Annotated in this window: 15 protein-coding genes; 5 read left to right on the forward strand and 10 right to left on the reverse strand. The window is 44.9% G+C overall.

From position 1 onward, the window contains the following. Positions 1 to 131: 131 nt before the first annotated feature. The 6 genes from MBOO_RS01810 to dndB all read right to left on the reverse strand — a co-directional run bounded on the left by MBOO_RS01810 (position 132) and on the right by dndB (position 8,225). Positions 132 to 1,922: a DEAD/DEAH box helicase gene (locus tag MBOO_RS01810; RefSeq protein ID WP_011991363.1), complete on the reverse strand. Its 1,791-nt coding sequence runs from the start codon at positions 1,920 to 1,922 to the stop codon at positions 132 to 134. Between the two features lie 88 nt (positions 1,923 to 2,010). After that, positions 2,011 to 3,156: a cysteine desulfurase family protein gene (locus MBOO_RS01815; RefSeq protein ID WP_232385616.1), complete on the reverse strand. Its 1,146-nt coding sequence runs from the start codon at positions 3,154 to 3,156 to the stop codon at positions 2,011 to 2,013. Positions 3,157 to 3,169: 13 nt separating this feature from the next. After that, positions 3,170 to 3,595 carry a DNA sulfur modification protein DndE gene (gene dndE / locus MBOO_RS13335; protein WP_011991365.1) on the reverse strand — a complete coding sequence of 142 codons (426 nt, stop codon included), beginning with the start codon at positions 3,593 to 3,595 and terminating at the stop codon, positions 3,170 to 3,172. Further along, a complete protein-coding gene (dndD, locus tag MBOO_RS01825) occupies positions 3,592 to 5,613 on the reverse strand; it encodes a DNA sulfur modification protein DndD (protein WP_011991366.1) in 2,022 nt (673 codons plus the stop codon). The genes dndE and dndD overlap by 4 nt, the downstream gene beginning before the upstream one ends. Before the next feature lie 9 nt (positions 5,614 to 5,622). Next, positions 5,623 to 7,086: a DNA phosphorothioation system sulfurtransferase DndC gene (gene dndC, locus MBOO_RS01830; protein WP_011991367.1), complete on the reverse strand. Its 1,464-nt coding sequence runs from the start codon at positions 7,084 to 7,086 to the stop codon at positions 5,623 to 5,625. Then, a complete protein-coding gene (gene dndB, locus MBOO_RS01835; RefSeq protein WP_011991368.1) occupies positions 7,083 to 8,225 on the reverse strand; it encodes a DNA sulfur modification protein DndB in 1,143 nt (380 codons plus the stop codon). Before dndB ends, dndC begins: the two co-directional genes overlap by 4 nt. Before the next feature lie 617 nt (positions 8,226 to 8,842). On the opposite strand from dndB, the gene MBOO_RS01845 reads away from it, so the two are divergent. Continuing rightward, a complete protein-coding gene (locus MBOO_RS01845) occupies positions 8,843 to 9,094 on the forward strand; it encodes a hypothetical protein (RefSeq protein ID WP_048068207.1) in 252 nt (83 codons plus the stop codon). Between the two features lie 312 nt (positions 9,095 to 9,406). Here MBOO_RS01845 and MBOO_RS01850 read toward each other — a convergent pair whose 3' ends face one another. The 3 genes from MBOO_RS01850 to MBOO_RS01860 all read right to left on the reverse strand — a co-directional run bounded on the left by MBOO_RS01850 (position 9,407) and on the right by MBOO_RS01860 (position 12,370). Then, complete coding sequence (locus tag MBOO_RS01850; RefSeq protein WP_048068208.1) at positions 9,407 to 9,622, reverse strand: hypothetical protein; 216 nt, start codon at positions 9,620 to 9,622, stop codon at positions 9,407 to 9,409. Positions 9,623 to 9,825: 203 nt separating this feature from the next. Further along, positions 9,826 to 11,631 (reverse strand): prenyltransferase/squalene oxidase repeat-containing protein, encoded by a 1,806-nt coding sequence (locus tag MBOO_RS01855; RefSeq protein ID WP_011991370.1) that lies wholly within the window; start codon positions 11,629 to 11,631, stop codon positions 9,826 to 9,828. A gap of 28 nt (positions 11,632 to 11,659) precedes the next feature. Next, positions 11,660 to 12,370 carry a hypothetical protein gene (locus tag MBOO_RS01860; RefSeq protein WP_011991371.1) on the reverse strand — a complete coding sequence of 237 codons (711 nt, stop codon included), beginning with the start codon at positions 12,368 to 12,370 and terminating at the stop codon, positions 11,660 to 11,662. Positions 12,371 to 12,700: 330 nt separating this feature from the next. Here MBOO_RS01860 and MBOO_RS13740 point away from each other — a divergent pair, with 330 nt between their 5' ends. The 4 genes from MBOO_RS13740 (at position 12,701) to MBOO_RS01875 (ending at position 14,127) form a co-directional block, all read left to right on the forward strand. Beyond that, positions 12,701 to 12,859 (forward strand): hypothetical protein, encoded by a 159-nt coding sequence (locus MBOO_RS13740; RefSeq protein ID WP_157677561.1) that lies wholly within the window; start codon positions 12,701 to 12,703, stop codon positions 12,857 to 12,859. Between the two features lie 2 nt (positions 12,860 to 12,861). After that, positions 12,862 to 13,236 carry a PIN domain-containing protein gene (locus MBOO_RS01865; RefSeq protein ID WP_011991372.1) on the forward strand — a complete coding sequence of 125 codons (375 nt, stop codon included), beginning with the start codon at positions 12,862 to 12,864 and terminating at the stop codon, positions 13,234 to 13,236. Between the two features lie 170 nt (positions 13,237 to 13,406). Then, positions 13,407 to 13,748, forward strand: a complete 342-nt coding sequence (locus tag MBOO_RS01870; RefSeq protein WP_011991373.1) for a nucleotidyltransferase domain-containing protein — start codon at positions 13,407 to 13,409, stop codon at positions 13,746 to 13,748. Continuing rightward, the gene (locus MBOO_RS01875; protein WP_011991374.1) at positions 13,726 to 14,127 is read left to right on the forward strand and encodes a HEPN domain-containing protein; all 402 of its coding nucleotides are present in this window, start codon (positions 13,726 to 13,728) and stop codon (positions 14,125 to 14,127) included. Before MBOO_RS01870 ends, MBOO_RS01875 begins: the two co-directional genes overlap by 23 nt. A 356-nt stretch (positions 14,128 to 14,483) precedes the next feature. Here the strand turns inward: MBOO_RS01875 and MBOO_RS01880 are convergent, their stop codons facing one another. Next, entirely contained in the window at positions 14,484 to 14,903 is a 420-nt protein-coding gene (locus tag MBOO_RS01880; RefSeq protein ID WP_011991375.1) for a hypothetical protein, read from the reverse strand. Between the last annotated feature and the right edge of the window lie 18 nt (positions 14,904 to 14,921).

Consider the following 14,921-nt stretch of genomic DNA (forward strand, 5'->3'; position numbering starts at 1 on the left):
TTTAGAAGCAAATCATCCTCATTTTCCCGTAACAATTTTGTAAATTCCTCGTTTAGAACTTGATTTATTCTCTCTTGAATGACAATTGGTTTATCTGAACCCGTACTAATTCCCCCCAATTATATTGTAAATTATTTAGAAATCGACTTTAATGTTTCGTATCTCTCTTCTTCAATAGGTAACACTTTCCCAGTGGGATTGCAAAAAACTAAATCAATTACTTCAGCAAGGCTACTCTCATTTGTTGGATCGAATCGAATTGCCCTTCCTATTTTTTGGATCCAGTCTCTTTGTGATTTGTGCGATCCATGTAAAACAACCCGGGATATCACTGGGATGTCGAATCCTTCTGACAACATGATTTCTGAAATCAAGCAAAAACCAAGATTATTTTTGAATTGTTCTAACGCATGTTGAAGATACATATCGGATTTTTTTGAATCGTATACATATGCAGAAGATTTTGGATTCCATCCTTTAGTATTAACTAAAAATGTTCTTAATTCTTCAGCAAATTCATGTGTTGGGACAAAAATGATTGTATTACCGCGATTGAAGGCTTCGATATGTGTTTGAATATAACTTTTTAATATTTTGTAACTCCCTTCAAGACCCCTTACATATTGTGCCCTTCTAATCGCAGCGTCAAATGAATTATCTCCTTGGAGTGTGACATTTTGAGATTCTATCCCCACAAACCGGCTTAACTCTAGATATTTTTGCATCTCTGAAAGGCTTAAGTTATAATACAGGGGTTGATACATGATGGGCTTCAAACAGGGTGTCTTATTGAGGTTATTCCAATAACTATAGAAACTGGGTATTGAGATAGAAAAACGATTTTGTTCGCCACCATTTAATGCAATAAATCGGTCAACATTTTCCTGAATAAAAGAATCAATGGTAGCTGATAATGAGAGGAAATAACTTTGTTTAAACGGAGTACCAGACCTCAAAATTTGAGAATAATAGCGTTCGAGATCTTCGAGGCTGCTATAAAGATTATGGCATTCATCAGAAATAGTCAATAAGTCTGGCTTGAACATACTGATTTTTTGTAAAATTATCGGATATTTCTCAAAAAATCTTGAATAAAGTGTTATAATCACTTTTTCAGTGGGATTTGCAAAGTACTGACCGATATTATTCATATCCATATCTACTTCGAACGCATCAATTCCCTCATTTTTTAAAATTTGTTTCCATTGATTGATCAAAGTAATTGTAGGGACTAAGATTATCACTGTTGTTTTTCTGTTTCGGTTAAATAAATACTGAATATATCTTATTGCTATCCGAGATTTTCCACAACCCGGGGGAATATTGACAATCCCTTTTCGTCGAAGGGCAAGCCATTCAAGGATTGCCTGCTGATGAACCCACAGCCCCTCAACAAATCGTTTATCAATTTTTCGATCCGAATCAAGTATTTGAACGATTGATTCAGGAAGTGATTTTTTCTCTTTTATTTCATATAGTTGTAACTTTTCAGCTACTCCACTTCCAAGGTCTTCGATGAAGTCTAATCTTTCGCTAATATACATTGATTCAAAATTAAGGTTGGAATTCTCGGAAAAATTGGCTGATGTTATTGCCCCCAATGTGAAATTTCCATCTTTTTTGAAACGATATACCTTTGAATGAATACAAAGTTCGTTTCTTGAAATGTGATTGATCACAATTTTTTCTGATTCTATTAATTTTAAAAGTTGACCCCTTTGTTCCGTTGAAATGGAAAAATTTTGGGAATTTGCATGAAAAATGATTTTTCTAATATGTGGATATTCAGAGAAGAGACGAATAGCAAGGTTTAGATTCACATTATATGATATACATTCAAGTTCATCGGATTTGCGAGTTTTAAATCCAAGGTCTAACAAATAATTTAACAAATTAAGACCTTGTTTAAATTCAAAATCCATATGGATGGATTATTTCCATCTGTTTAAATAGATATTGTGATCTGTTTGATCTTAAAAGGGTAGTTAACTCAAAAATCCCGTTTTTGACTCAAATATCAGAAATTTTTTTTATTTTATTTAAATCGTCCTTTAGTGTGATTATCGTATATTCAATAATTTCTTCTGTATTTCCTCTCCCTAACCCAAACCGCACCGCCCAGTGCGACTCCTCTTCTGTCCGCCCAATTGCCAACAACACATGCGACGGTTCAACACTTGTTGTCGTACACGCAGACCCGGCAGAGATCGACACGTCATCCTTCAACAGATGAATCAGCGCCTTGCTCTCAATGCCGGGGAAACATACATTCAGATTGTGAGCGAGTCTTTTCGTGGGATGTCCGTTCAGCATCACAGAGGGATACGCATCTTTGAACGCATCGAACATCTGCGTGGTCCATTTGCGGTATTGCTTCTCCTCTTTTGCCATCTCTTTCTCGGCGACTGCAAGCGCCTTTCCGAGCCCAACAATTCCCGGCACATTCAGCGTACCTGACCGGAGCCCTTTCTCCTGCCCACCGCCAAAAACAATTGGTGCCAGTTTTACTCGGGGATTGCTGCCCCGGATATACAACCCCCCGATCCCTTTGGGGCCGTAGATCTTGTGACCGGAAAATGAGAGGAGATCGATATTCATCTCTTTAACATCTATCGAAATATGCCCGACTGCCTGCGCTGCATCGGTGTGAAAGATCACGCCATGCTCGTGTGCGATCTTTCCAATCTCTTTGATGGGAGCAATCGTACCAATCTCGTTATTGGCGGTCATGATGGAGATCAGAACAGTCTTGTCCGTGATGGCATCTTCAACCTGACCCGGATCGACAAGGCCGTATTGATCGACCGGTAAGAACGTCACAGACTTCCCAGTTTTCTGGAGATGTTTGCAGGTATCGAGAACTGCCTTGTGCTCGGTAACACAGGTGATGATGTGATCACCCTTCTCGGCGTACTGCTCAGCGGTCCCAAGGATGGCGATATTATTTGCCTCGGTCGCCCCGCTTGTGAAAATGATTTCCTCGGGATGGGCGTTCAAGGGGTGGGCACATTGTTCCCGGGCTTTCTTCACGGCCTCGGCAGCAACAGCTCCATATGCATGGTCGATGCTGCCAGCATTCCCGAAGATATCGGAAAAATAGGGAAGCATTGCTTCAAGTACACGGGGATCCACCGGTGTGGTGGCGTGAGAGTCCATGTATATTGGACGGTTAATTTTTTCCATGCGAATGCCCCTCGGATAACATACCAGATTTGATCCCCGCAGCCTGATGTACCAGAAGGATACGGAAATCTCCGAGACTCTTGATTTGAGGGAAGATCCCGAATACACCCCTGTTCAGGTGTGCTCGGAGCTGATCGTACAGATCTTCTTCCGGGTCAAGTTTGTCGTGAATACATCGTTCTTTTACGAGCGCAATAAAGAAGGTATCCCATTCCCCTGTCAGGGAATAACGGTTGATTTCCTGCCCTCTTTCATCGTAATCTGCAGGGTTGGGAATCGAGGGATCATTAAGTGAATAGCAAATTGCTATTCGACAGATGATATTCGGTGTTAGTCCGGTTTTTCCTTTCAACTGGCTGAGCCTGAATGTGGCTTTCTCACTGATCCGGAGACGATAGAAACTGCTTCTCATGATTCCACCTCTTGCCAGAAATAGCCCGGTGAGATTGATGTATGGCGCTCTTTCTTGGAATAGTCGAGATGATATGCCCGGGCAATCTGTGGCTGAAGGATCCGGAAATATTCCTTGTCAATCTCGGTATCCGTGGAGAAGATGATCATTTGGTCGCCAGCATGTTGGAAGAAATCCATTACAAGATTTCCTCGATGTTCGCTATCGAGCCTCCCAAGTGGAGTGTCAATGATAAATGGAAGTTGTCGTCCAGAAGTAAGGGTGAGCCCCCAAAGCAAAGATACGGCAAAGATCTCTTTCTCTCCAGCGGAGAGTAGATTTTTTGGAATAGTGTTGCCGTCGGCATCATACAAGATAATATTGTAATTCTCGTCGATCAGAATTTTCTGGACATAATCGTCTTTCCGTATCAAGCGGTTGAAGCATGACAGGATATTATCACCGAGATAATTGATCTTCTGTTTCTGGAGTTCTTTTGCGTATTCGTTTAGAACTGTAGTGACCTGCAGGGCAAGTTCCATCTTTATCGAGCCGCCCTTTGCTCCTTGAATTTCTTCCTCAAATTTTTTCCGTTGGCGGTTTAGCTCATTTAGTCGTAGATCAATCTGTCGAATTGATTCGTTAATCGACCTGAGTTGCTCGGAACATTGGCCAATTTTCTGATTTAATTCATTGAGCTTAGTGATATGTGGAGCTATCACCTCATCCGAAGGGGCCTTATTGATCATTTCGGCAATCTTGAGGCGCTGTGCAGTCAATTTCTCAAGTTGTTCAGATAGCTCTTTCATCTTCTTAGGAGTTGTCTTCGTTGCCTCTTCGATCCATTGCAGGAGTTGTTTGTATTCGTGTTGAGAAAGATGATGAACTAACTTCTTTTTCTTCACGCTATCATCAGTAACCAAGTGCTGATACATTAGATCGACAAGTTTCTCCCGTACTTTTTCTTTCTGGGATGAGGGAACAGACACATCCGACCAAAAGGCGGGGGATTGAATGATTTTGTTCAATTCTTCAATATTTGCATGAATTATTTCTTGCGAAAGCGCATGAGCCTGGACTTTGTCCTCCTCAATCAGAGTTTTTTTAAGGGACTCACAGTATTTTGGTGTTATCGCGAAAGGAAACAAACCTTCACATAATTCACTTATCTCATTCTCCGTTTTTACCACAAATTGATCAAGCCGTACCTTCTCGGCTTTCATATCATCTCGTATTCGGGCGAAGCCACCGCCCTCGCTTGCAAGGAGTTGTTCTTGTTTTCCAATTTCCAATTGAACTCTCTCACTCTGGCCCTGGACCTTGGCGCGTTCCTGTTCCAAATATTCCTTTTCTTCCTCGATTTTCCCTATTTCAGAAGTAGTTTCCTTCATCTGTTTATTGATCGCACTTATATCTGAACTCCTTAGATGACGGCTTAAATAAATTCCTAAATCAGCTTTGAGATGGTCAACGATGTCAAGGCCAAGCAATGATTTGAAAGAATCCTGAAGATAATTATTTTCGTCATTATCATCTACGATGTTCTGGATCTTCTCCCCGTCAAACAGGAAGAGTCGAGCAAACCGGGGGGGGATGAGTTCATTGAGAAGATCCTGCCATTGGTCCTTTTCGAGCTCTGAAAGTATACTTCCTTCGCATGTGATTGTCAAATTCTCGGAAAATTTTGGCCCGAGTGACCATTCACGTCGAACACCATAGGTGTTTCGTATTCCCGAATGAGTAAATTCAAACACAATTTCAATTGCTGGAATAAGCTCGGCTTCTAATTTTTTACTCCGTGGAACGATCTGTCGGATGTACTGCTCATATTTTGTTTTTGACATCAAACTGCCAGGGGCATGCTGACCGTAGAGACAGAGAAGAATGGATTCGAAGAGAGTAGTTTTCCCGGCACCGTTCTTCCCTCCAATTAGAATGATAGGTTTTTTTACGTCCGAAGTAAGGATCGGTGTGAAATCTAGTCTATTTTTGCCTTTGAAAATTCGGATGTTTTCGAGTGTAAGTGAGTGTAATAACATGACAAAACCTCACACATATCGGAGACTTCGGCGTTTTGTATCAACTGCTTTTGGATTTATAAGAGCCTTCTTTACTTCGTCCTCTGAAATCCAATCTTCAGACAGCACCTCACCGATTCGATTATAAATCGATGAACGGCGGGTCATTCCCTGCATCTGCCTCTCTACATCCAGTAGTTTTGTTACGAGACGGAGGGGTAATTTTTGATCATCACAGATTTTCTTTAAGAGATCCTGTTCAGATTGGGAAAATGAGCCGAGATCATCCTTCGTCCAGTCGAGACGTTCTCCTGTGACCTCCTCGTAGATTTTTACGACCGAATCATTCCAATCGCTCTTCTGTGTCATCCAGATACGACGTATTTCTTGGAGCTCCTCCAATAGGATCAGCGAAAAGTTTGGATTGGGACCATTTTTACGCACACTCTTCTGTGCTTCAAGCAATTTTCTTAGTAATATCTTTGAGTATTCAAGGGTATAGGGACCAGGAATAACTTTTTTGGAATCACCGGCCTGCATGAATTTTACTTTTCCATTCATCCGACGGTAATCCCGGTATTCGAGTTTCTTCTCCGGGATCTGGGTTTCAGCTAACTCATTTCGGAAATCAAGAAGGGGTTCCATCCAGTCTTCCCCACTTTCAATAAGTGCTTCCATGCTCCGGTCTTTCTGCACGACTGTACAGACCCAGCATCCAAACCGACTGTTCCCACAGGAAGCTGTTTCAGTGTCAACAACAAGAGGGCATTCCCCATCCTGAGCACTTTTGTAGAGCGCGAGAAGATCCCGGTTGTTGTTCCCCCAGGGCGATGGTTTTTGCAGCAGGTAAGTCCAGACATCGTCAACTGAAAATTCTTCGATCGGTGTGTACACATACGACTGAGGAAATCGGGAATGATGAGAGAGTTTTGATCCTTCGATTTTATACAGGTTCATCACTTGATCACGGGTTGCACTTTCCCCTTTTCGTACGCCGAGGATCATGACGACCTCGCCGTATTTTGTGACACTTTCAAGAATGAACCGGTCTGCGGTACGGATCTTCAATCGTTCCGTGCACCACCGGAACTGGGTGCTTGGCGCTGGATATCCCTTTCCGATAAGATTCACCCAGAATGAATCAATGATGCGAGGGGTGAGTTTGAATGCCTTGAATGGCATTTTCTTTTCTGCTGCCGTCTTATTGATCCGCTCCAGAGTTGTTGTAAGATAGTCCACAATTACCGGCGTTTCAACGAGGGTGTCAGAGGAAATGACAAATACCGGTTTTGTTCTTTTTTCTTCCGGTAATTCTGCAATTGCATACCAAACGAGTTGAAGAGCAGTTGTTGAATCTTTTCCACCACTATAACCAATAACCCACGGGCGGCTGTCACTAAGGTAAACTTCTCGAATCTCGCGATAAATGTTCTGCAAACCTTTTTTATCGAATACTGAATCGGTCGTTCCGTTAGGAGTTTTTTTGGAGGTCATCTTAACTTTCCACGAACTTGTGTCTGGTATTTCTTTTCATTTTTTTCTTCTTCTTTCGTAAGAGGTAAGGTTAAGATATATTTGAGGTAGTTTGTGGTTAATGCGAGATTCATCTGGGATTTGGATATAGTTCCGTTATTCATTGCACGCCCTTCCCAGACCTCTGCATTTGAACGAGACCAGTCAATCTTATGAAGATTTTCCAATTTTTCTTCCCAAGTATCAGGATATTCTTCAATGAGGGCATGACCCGCAAGACCGAGTGCATGAAGAGCGATTCCGTGGGCGTGAATGAAATCATTACGAAGTGAACTGCTGGCAACATCTCCTCGGATCAATTGTTGCCACTCGGGAATATTATCAGCCACTATATTCCAATATTTGGAGGCAAGTTTTTCCTCATCATTTGTTATTTTTTTTACTTTAGTCTTCTTTCCGAGAAGTGCAGCGGTCGCTTGATAAATCGTAGAGAGCGTGAACATTTTTCTTGATCTGTTTGAGATTGATGTTTTTTCAAATTCGGTGAGATCTTTGAAAATTGGAAGTGAAGTTGCGATATCACGTACAGATTGAGCGAATGCCTCTCGTGAATCGTAAAGAATGCTTATAGATTTTGTCGGTCTCACAGCGTGACGGTTCAGATCTGAAAACATCTGCTGGCTGCGCTTCAATCCTGTATCTATAAAAAAAACCACGGATATTGTTTCATTGCCAAGCTCTGGCCGCTCTTTAAGAGCTGATTCGATTGCCGCTCTTCGGTGTTGCCCATCATTGATGAGAACCCTCGCGCCCATGGGTATGATAATTTTTCCGACTCTGCTATTCGGGTTATCTTGTGGAGCGGGAACGAATTTTACCGGAACTTCACTTATTGACGCTGCAATTGATGAAAAAACGTAGTCGTGGGGATTGCTTATAATATAGTGTGCAATTTCTGGAATCCGTGCGTGATTCAGAACGCGTTGTGCTCTAACCTGTGCTGGAACTTCCGATTCGTTGAATCGAAAAATTGTCGGAACGAGCTTCAGCTGAACCATAGCGGAATAATATTCTCTACCCGCTTGAGTGCCGCGAATTGCAGGAAAAGAAAATACCGCAGTCTCCAGATCATCAACTTCATCTAACGCCGCAACCTTCATGAAAATTAACTATGTGAAACAAGACATATGGAAGTTTCTATTTTAGTTTTGGACGTTTACTTTTTTGAGGGAAAGTGAACTTTTTTAATACCCTTCGACACTTCTCGGGTTCAATCTGCCGCAATAAAGGGCGAAGTCGTGATGTGTTTCCACCACCATCTTACGTTTTCGTCTTGTAGACGCGCTCGTATTGTAAAATAAGATTGCCTTTTTCTTCCTTCACGATCAGTCGAAAGACATCGCCGGGATTAACCTTCTTGGACTTGACGATATCGGTGGGGATAGTAAGATCGAGAGAATCAGTACCGTAATGAAGGCGTGACTTGACGGTATTTTCTTTCTCGTTCATTAGATTTCAATATGGGTCATGCACATTTAGGGCTTAACGCACATTATGTGCATAAGTTTATTCTCGTATCCGACAAATACTTCCCCGGTGTCTGGTGACCTGAGTTCGTCAACCCGGATCAATACAACCATCCCGGGCGCTTACCCCCCGGCTCCAAAATATCATTCTGGACAAAGGCGCCCGGGTTTTTCCGGGAAAATCTCACCAGCCACCGGAATTTTAGGCCCTGCAGGAGATGAAAATGATATCTGCTTACAGATTACGGGTTATGCCTGATGAGCCCCCCTCATTCCTTCTGGTCATGGGTTACACGTTGCAGATCCCGGTATGCGTTATGGCAATTGTTTTTCTGTTCGATCTCGCCGGAAAATATGGATGTTTTCACCCGGCCGCCGTCGCGCTCATGGGGGCATTTGCAGCGATTACGATTCACGCGGGATACCGGCTCTGGCGATTGCTGTTTGCTCCGGCATTGGCAAAAAAGAGAAGGGATTATTTTCCTGCCATTGTGGTAAAATGATTTTTTCGGGGAAATCCTGAAGGTTTTTGCTATTCTCAAAAAGAAGAAAATCGGTCCACTTATGGGGATGTTCCAAATAAAATTCAATCAGACGATTGATGATAGTATCATAACTCTCCGGTTTCTTCCCAGGATCCGCTGGTTTATCTCATCTCTCCAGCCACCGGAATTTTAAGCACAATGCATATGCTCTCTTCAATAACGCCCGGTGCCGGGAAAAAAGATCGGTTGTACCCGACCGCTTTCCAGGGTTTCCTCAAAAAAAGAACTCTCTCCCGGTAACTGCGCCGGCAGCGGAAAACTTCGCGCGGCTCACGGCCTAGATCTTCGTATCTCATCCAAATGCCGCTCAATCTTTTCGAGACTCTGCTGGATCGCTGACAGTTTTTCGATTACATACCAGACAAACAGAGCCAGGCAGAATAAAACGATAACGCCAACGGCCAAAAACCGCTGATAGGTGATTAGCCCGAGCAGGGCTATGACTGCGCAGATAATCGTGAAAATGATAAGCCGGTTTCTTTTCATGCGTATGAACCTCCTGTACAATAATGATCAACAAGCACTCATTTCATTATGCATTTTCTGTTGGACCCTCCTGCCTGTACGGCACGGATACTCTGAAACATCTTGCCGGAAGACGCCTGTCCATTCATTCCCTCACGGTTGTTCCGTTCACACAAGGTTTGACCATGAGAGGGGGTGTGCCCATCTTTCCTTTGGCTATCATTTCAGTAACCTCTTGAAAAACCACCATTATGCAGTAAGATTCTCTCGGTCTCTAGGCCCTGAACGGTGTATTCGAGGCTTTCCCGGAATGTGGCGTCATTGACTTCGGTTTCCGGTTGTTTCGGCATCAATTGGATACCTCCATTGGGATATCTGCTACTGTTGATCCACTGGAGAGTATTACCCGCAGTTTTTGGATATTTGTGCAGATAATCTAGTGATGAAATAGACAACCAAGTTGGCGATATGTAGGAAAAATTCGTGGACCAGTTTTCCCCACGATATCGGTATCCCCCATCTCGTGTATACCCCTGTTCTATCCAGGCGGCACACGCATCTGGATTTGAAGGTGTTGCCAAAAGCGCATCCAGCGAGCCTAAAGCATAATATGTAGTCACAAGATCCGATCTTTCTCGACCGTAACACCCATCAGCATTCTGAATTTCGTTGATTTTTCGGATTAAACGGTCTTTCTGCACAGAGTCTAAAGAGAGATCTACCACTTTTGCCATATTTAGCAGGTAAAAAATCTGTTCCATATCTCCCGGCCCAGAAGCGGATCCGGAAATTGTTGTAATTTGCTGTTCAAGCGTGCTCCTAATGGAGGCTGCGTTGGGAACCGATTCCCCCAATTCCCCATATGTCATCACAACATAGTACTGGTTTTCTGGAGAAAGGTGGGGACTACTAAGCTGGGTGTCAAGCCAAGGTTTGATCTCAGAAACCGTAGGGTTGCGTGGATCCAGCAGAGTCAATGCTCGGATTGCAAACCAGGTATCTTTGGGAGATGGAGTGATCTTAAATGCAGGGTGGAAGCCTCCGTACCGGCTCTCATGCCGCTTGATGAAATTAATCGTCCTGTTGTTTACCGGACTTCCAATGTCAGATAACAATTTTGTTGCCAGATATGTTCCCTGGGCGTCGCCATAGTTATTCAGGATCGCATTATACCCTCCATCAGGTAATTCCAGGGAGTACACGTAATCCTGTACTTTTCTTGAGATATCCGGTGTGAGCCCTCCGGATGTACGCAATTCTGTTTCAAGAGCATTAAGAGTGAACAGATCAATTTTTTTTTCGGGTAGATCCCCCAATCGGGATTTCCATATCAAGGCATGTTGTTCCTCTACACTTTTTTGTGAACTGTCGATCTCAAACTCATTTGGATCGATATTTGCCAGATGAAATGCCGGGACCAGGATTTCTGTTTCTGCTAGTAGGTAGTCCTCATCAGTGGATATCTGATCGCTTTTCCACTGCTGCATAAGCCACTCGCGGGTAATATTTGCCGTTACTACATTGTTTCCGGTAAACTCCAAGATTTTCAAAGCCCTTGCGGTGTCCAGGGAGGATCCATTAAATCCCGGCCTGTCTGCATAAGAGCCATCTGATTTCCCGAATTGTTCAACAAGGGATATGATGCCAGACTGATTTTCCGGAGGGATATCGTAGTTTTTCATGCAGCCGGTCAGGTAATATAGGTCTTTGAGAGAAACCTCAGAAGTATTCCTGAGGAAATCCTGTTCACGGGAATACAACCATTGCTCTGTCTGTTCTTTCTGCATCAAGCCAATATGCTCATTTTTCAATGCCAGAGAGAAGTAATATGTAGAATACAAATCGGGATCATCAGGAGCAAAATCCGCATATCCCCCTTCAGGTGCACGGGAGTAACCGATCTTTTCCACGGTTTTTTCATTCCAAGATTCATAAGATGTTGGTGTAGTTGTATTTATGATAAAAAAAGCACAAATCCCGACAAGGCATGTGATAATGAGCAATATTCCGATATCCCGTTTTATTGACATGGATATACCCCAAAAAAAATTTAAAAATTTAGACTGACACGTATGTGTTTACCGTATAATCTGAGTAACTGAACCGGAAGGTACCCGAATCACTTTCCTGGATTGAGGGAATAGTTGCCCAGCTCTGTGCCAGGAAGTTTGTGTAGCTATGAGTGACTGCATATGCATTTGTCCAGTAGTCAGAATAGGCGAGCCTGTTACCGCCGATATCCTGGTACCCCATGCTGCCGCCCGGCATGCTAATTGAGACACCGACACCGGATGCGGATACTTGGGATGCTAGGGTAATCTTGTCCGCATAATACGGGCTTGTCCCCTGCCAATTGGAAAGGAGATTTCCACTTACGTACTTGCTGTAGGGAGATGTCCATCCCCCATCATATGATCCGGTAATAGTAGTCCTCTGGTAGATGGAACTGCCAAAGAGCGGCAGGCTGGCGCTGTTCGCACCGGATACCGGAGTTCCGGAGCTTGCCGTAGCAACACTTTTCGTCTTTTTGTTCAGGTTTGTCATCAGGTGGTCGACGCTTGCCGTCTTGTTGTCAGTTTTTCCAGTGAAGACATAGGTATAGGGATCTGTCTGTATGACAATTCCCTTGAGAGATGAATCGATTACAGCGTCAGATGACGCTTGATGGGCATCAGCTGCCTGTATATCCGCCGCGTTCACCATCGGTACCATCGCCATCGCCGCCAGCAGCAATGCCAGCAGCATGACGCCAGTTTTCAATGTTTTCATGTTTCCGTTCCTCCTTTTGCTCCGCTCGGAGGGCATGGGAAAACCTTCATAGGATCAGGGGGGAATAATCCCATGCCTGCGGGCGGGACCGGGTCCAGCCGCAATTCGACGTGGGGCGGGCCCGACCTCTTGATTGTGGGACAACCCCCCGGCTGTCCACGCTTGTGCGATTCGCGACGGCAGATATAAGGATTCTAACGCGTACGTCTACCGGAGTCCCGATCGGCAAATGGTGGGGTAGAGCATCGACGAGTGTTATCTAAAAAATCCCCGCCGCCCAAAGAAACGTATTTCTGGTGAAAAATCCACATAGTCATCAGGTAAGTGTCTATGACATCTGTCATCCATAACCCCGCGATCATACAGGCTTCTGCGGGAGCGGCAAAGAAAAACCGGGCCAAAAGAAAGATATCCCCACAAGGGATCTTCGGGCTGCTCCCCGACTGGAAGATCGATACGCAGGAATTCCGGGACGAAATGCGCGATTAGAGATGGCATCTTTTTTTGCGGATTCATACGCACTCATTGAGATTCTCAAAGGAAACGAACGTTACATTCCCTACATTAACGGGAATCTGGTAACAACAGAGTTCAACATCTGCGAAGTTACATTTGCCGTGTGCAGGGACTACCCGGACAAAACCCGGCAGGTGATGGCCCGTGTCCGAAAGATGGTCACCCTTCTGTCAACCACGGATGGAGATTATTGCGAGGGTGCGGCCATGAGAAGAAAAACAACGGGTGCCGGCAAAAAACTTTCTACGATCGATTGTGTCGGCTACGCTGTTTCCCGCCGGCAAGAAATTCCGTTCCTCACGGGGGATCGTGAATTTGAGGATATCGAAGACGTTGAATTCGTCCGGTGACCGGGCCTTATCCCCTTTCAGGCCGTGGGGGGTATGTCCCTGTTGAAACGTCCCGGAGTTCCCAAGTCTCCTGCCGGCTTCGTACCCCCTGGAGACCATGAAGATTAATAGACCGGTAGTACAAAGGTAATCATTATGCGAAGACCAGATCGGGACCACGCAGGGAAAAGATGACGCAGGGATCGGCGGACCCCCGGGAGCTCGGCGAGATTATCCGGAACATTGTTGCGTGTGCACACCCGGAAAAGATCATCCTTTTCGGCTCCGGGGCACGGGGAGAGATGGGGCCCTCAAGCGATATCGATCTCCTGGTCATAAAGGACGGGGAATTTGATCCCGGTGCGCTGACCGAAGAGATCTACATGCATCTTGTGGGAATCGGCCGGGCCGTCGATGTCATCGTTATCTCATCCCGGGATGCCGAGCGGTACCGCAACTCGCCCTACTTTGTGGTGTACCCGGCATTCCGGCAGGGCACGGAGGTCTACCATGCAGGACAGGCTCTCACCTGAAGATCCGGAAGAATGGCTCAATCGGGCACGCTCCAATCTCGCGATTGCCAAAAACCGGTGTGACGCAGCCATTTACCGGGAAGATCTCTGTTTTAATGCACAACAGGCCGCCGAGAAAGGATTAAAGGCAGTCTGCATCCGGCACCGGATTGAATTTCCCTACATCCACGATATGGCCGCTCTTGTCACTCTCCTGATGAAAAATGGCGTTGCTGTTCCGGAACCGGTAAAGGAAGCAGCAAAACTCACGCGGTTTGCCATTGCCACGCGGTATCCGCATGTTTCGGGACCGGTACGCGAAGAGGAATACCAGAGGGCTATCGCAATTTCAGGGACGGTTCTTGACTGGTGTGAAGAGGAACTCCGGCATACCGGGTGATCTCCTCCTTTCCGGATTGGATCGCGGTATCCCCTCGTACCACTTCATCCCATCCGGGTTCAAATTGAGCCCGGATTGCCCTTTTCCGGGCCCGTATCGGGCTCCGTTTCCCGGAAAATAAATCCAAGCCCAAATAGGCCGTATTTTTGCAATCGGGCGAAATAGAACGTCCTCATAGAAGCTCTTTCCTGCCCTGATCTCACCTCAAACAGGCATTTGACCATTCCCGAAAAAAGATGCCGTAGAATCGCGTCTATGGGCCGTTTATGGGCATTATACGGGACTCAAATTTGGCGTATTTCGGCAAATGGGACATTATATTTGCCTTTTTTCGTTTCCTGTGGGATCGGACGGTTTTACGGGCGTATTTTGGAGTTCTCCTGATATCTCTTTATTAGAGCGACAATGAAGAAAGCAATTGAAAGGATTGCGAATGCCGCGAGAACCGGTGAAAAACCCTGGTGAGTGTACGACACTTTTTGGATCGTCATAGATGAATTGACAAACAGGAATCCAAAATAGACCGCCGTCAATCCCCCGAGTAACGGGTCCATCCGGGGGAATTTAATCAATGCGGCTGCAAGCAGGGCTGCTGCAAGCCACGTTACTCCAAGGGCGATCCCGGCCGGAAGCCCGTCGAGTTTTCTCCCAAAAAACCAGGTTTCCCAGTTGATGACAAATGCAAACAAGGTGGCCAGCGCAAAGACTATGAGAAGTCCAAGCACGCAGTATTTCAAGATTGTTTCGGTTTGTGCGATCATATTTTTGCTCGTCATAATCATCACTGCCGTCAA

The sequence above is a fragment of the Methanoregula boonei 6A8 genome, from assembly GCF_000017625.1.
Lineage (GTDB): Archaea > Halobacteriota > Methanomicrobia > Methanomicrobiales > Methanospirillaceae > Methanoregula > Methanoregula boonei.

Bases quoted from the DNA above. Each gene is read 5' to 3' on its own strand.
- MBOO_RS01810 (WP_011991363.1), bottom strand. From the start codon at position 1,922: ATGGATTTTGAATTTAAACAAGGTCTTAATTTGTTAAATTATTTGTTA.
- MBOO_RS01815 (WP_232385616.1), bottom strand. From the start codon at position 3,156: ATGGACTCTCACGCCACCACACCGGTGGATCCCCGTGTACTTGAAGCA.
- dndE (WP_011991365.1), bottom strand. From the start codon at position 3,595: ATGAGAAGCAGTTTCTATCGTCTCCGGATCAGTGAGAAAGCCACATTC.
- dndD (WP_011991366.1), bottom strand. From the start codon at position 5,613: ATGTTATTACACTCACTTACACTCGAAAACATCCGAATTTTCAAAGGC.
- dndC (WP_011991367.1), bottom strand. From the start codon at position 7,086: ATGACCTCCAAAAAAACTCCTAACGGAACGACCGATTCAGTATTCGAT.
- dndB (WP_011991368.1), bottom strand. From the start codon at position 8,225: ATGAAGGTTGCGGCGTTAGATGAAGTTGATGATCTGGAGACTGCGGTA.
- MBOO_RS01845 (WP_048068207.1), top strand. From the start codon at position 8,843: ATGCCTGATGAGCCCCCCTCATTCCTTCTGGTCATGGGTTACACGTTG.
- MBOO_RS01850 (WP_048068208.1), bottom strand. From the start codon at position 9,622: ATGAAAAGAAACCGGCTTATCATTTTCACGATTATCTGCGCAGTCATA.
- MBOO_RS01855 (WP_011991370.1), bottom strand. From the start codon at position 11,631: ATGTCAATAAAACGGGATATCGGAATATTGCTCATTATCACATGCCTT.
- MBOO_RS01860 (WP_011991371.1), bottom strand. From the start codon at position 12,370: ATGAAAACATTGAAAACTGGCGTCATGCTGCTGGCATTGCTGCTGGCG.
- MBOO_RS13740 (WP_157677561.1), top strand. From the start codon at position 12,701: ATGACATCTGTCATCCATAACCCCGCGATCATACAGGCTTCTGCGGGA.
- MBOO_RS01865 (WP_011991372.1), top strand. From the start codon at position 12,862: ATGGCATCTTTTTTTGCGGATTCATACGCACTCATTGAGATTCTCAAA.
- MBOO_RS01870 (WP_011991373.1), top strand. From the start codon at position 13,407: ATGACGCAGGGATCGGCGGACCCCCGGGAGCTCGGCGAGATTATCCGG.
- MBOO_RS01875 (WP_011991374.1), top strand. From the start codon at position 13,726: ATGCAGGACAGGCTCTCACCTGAAGATCCGGAAGAATGGCTCAATCGG.
- MBOO_RS01880 (WP_011991375.1), bottom strand. From the start codon at position 14,903: ATGACGAGCAAAAATATGATCGCACAAACCGAAACAATCTTGAAATAC.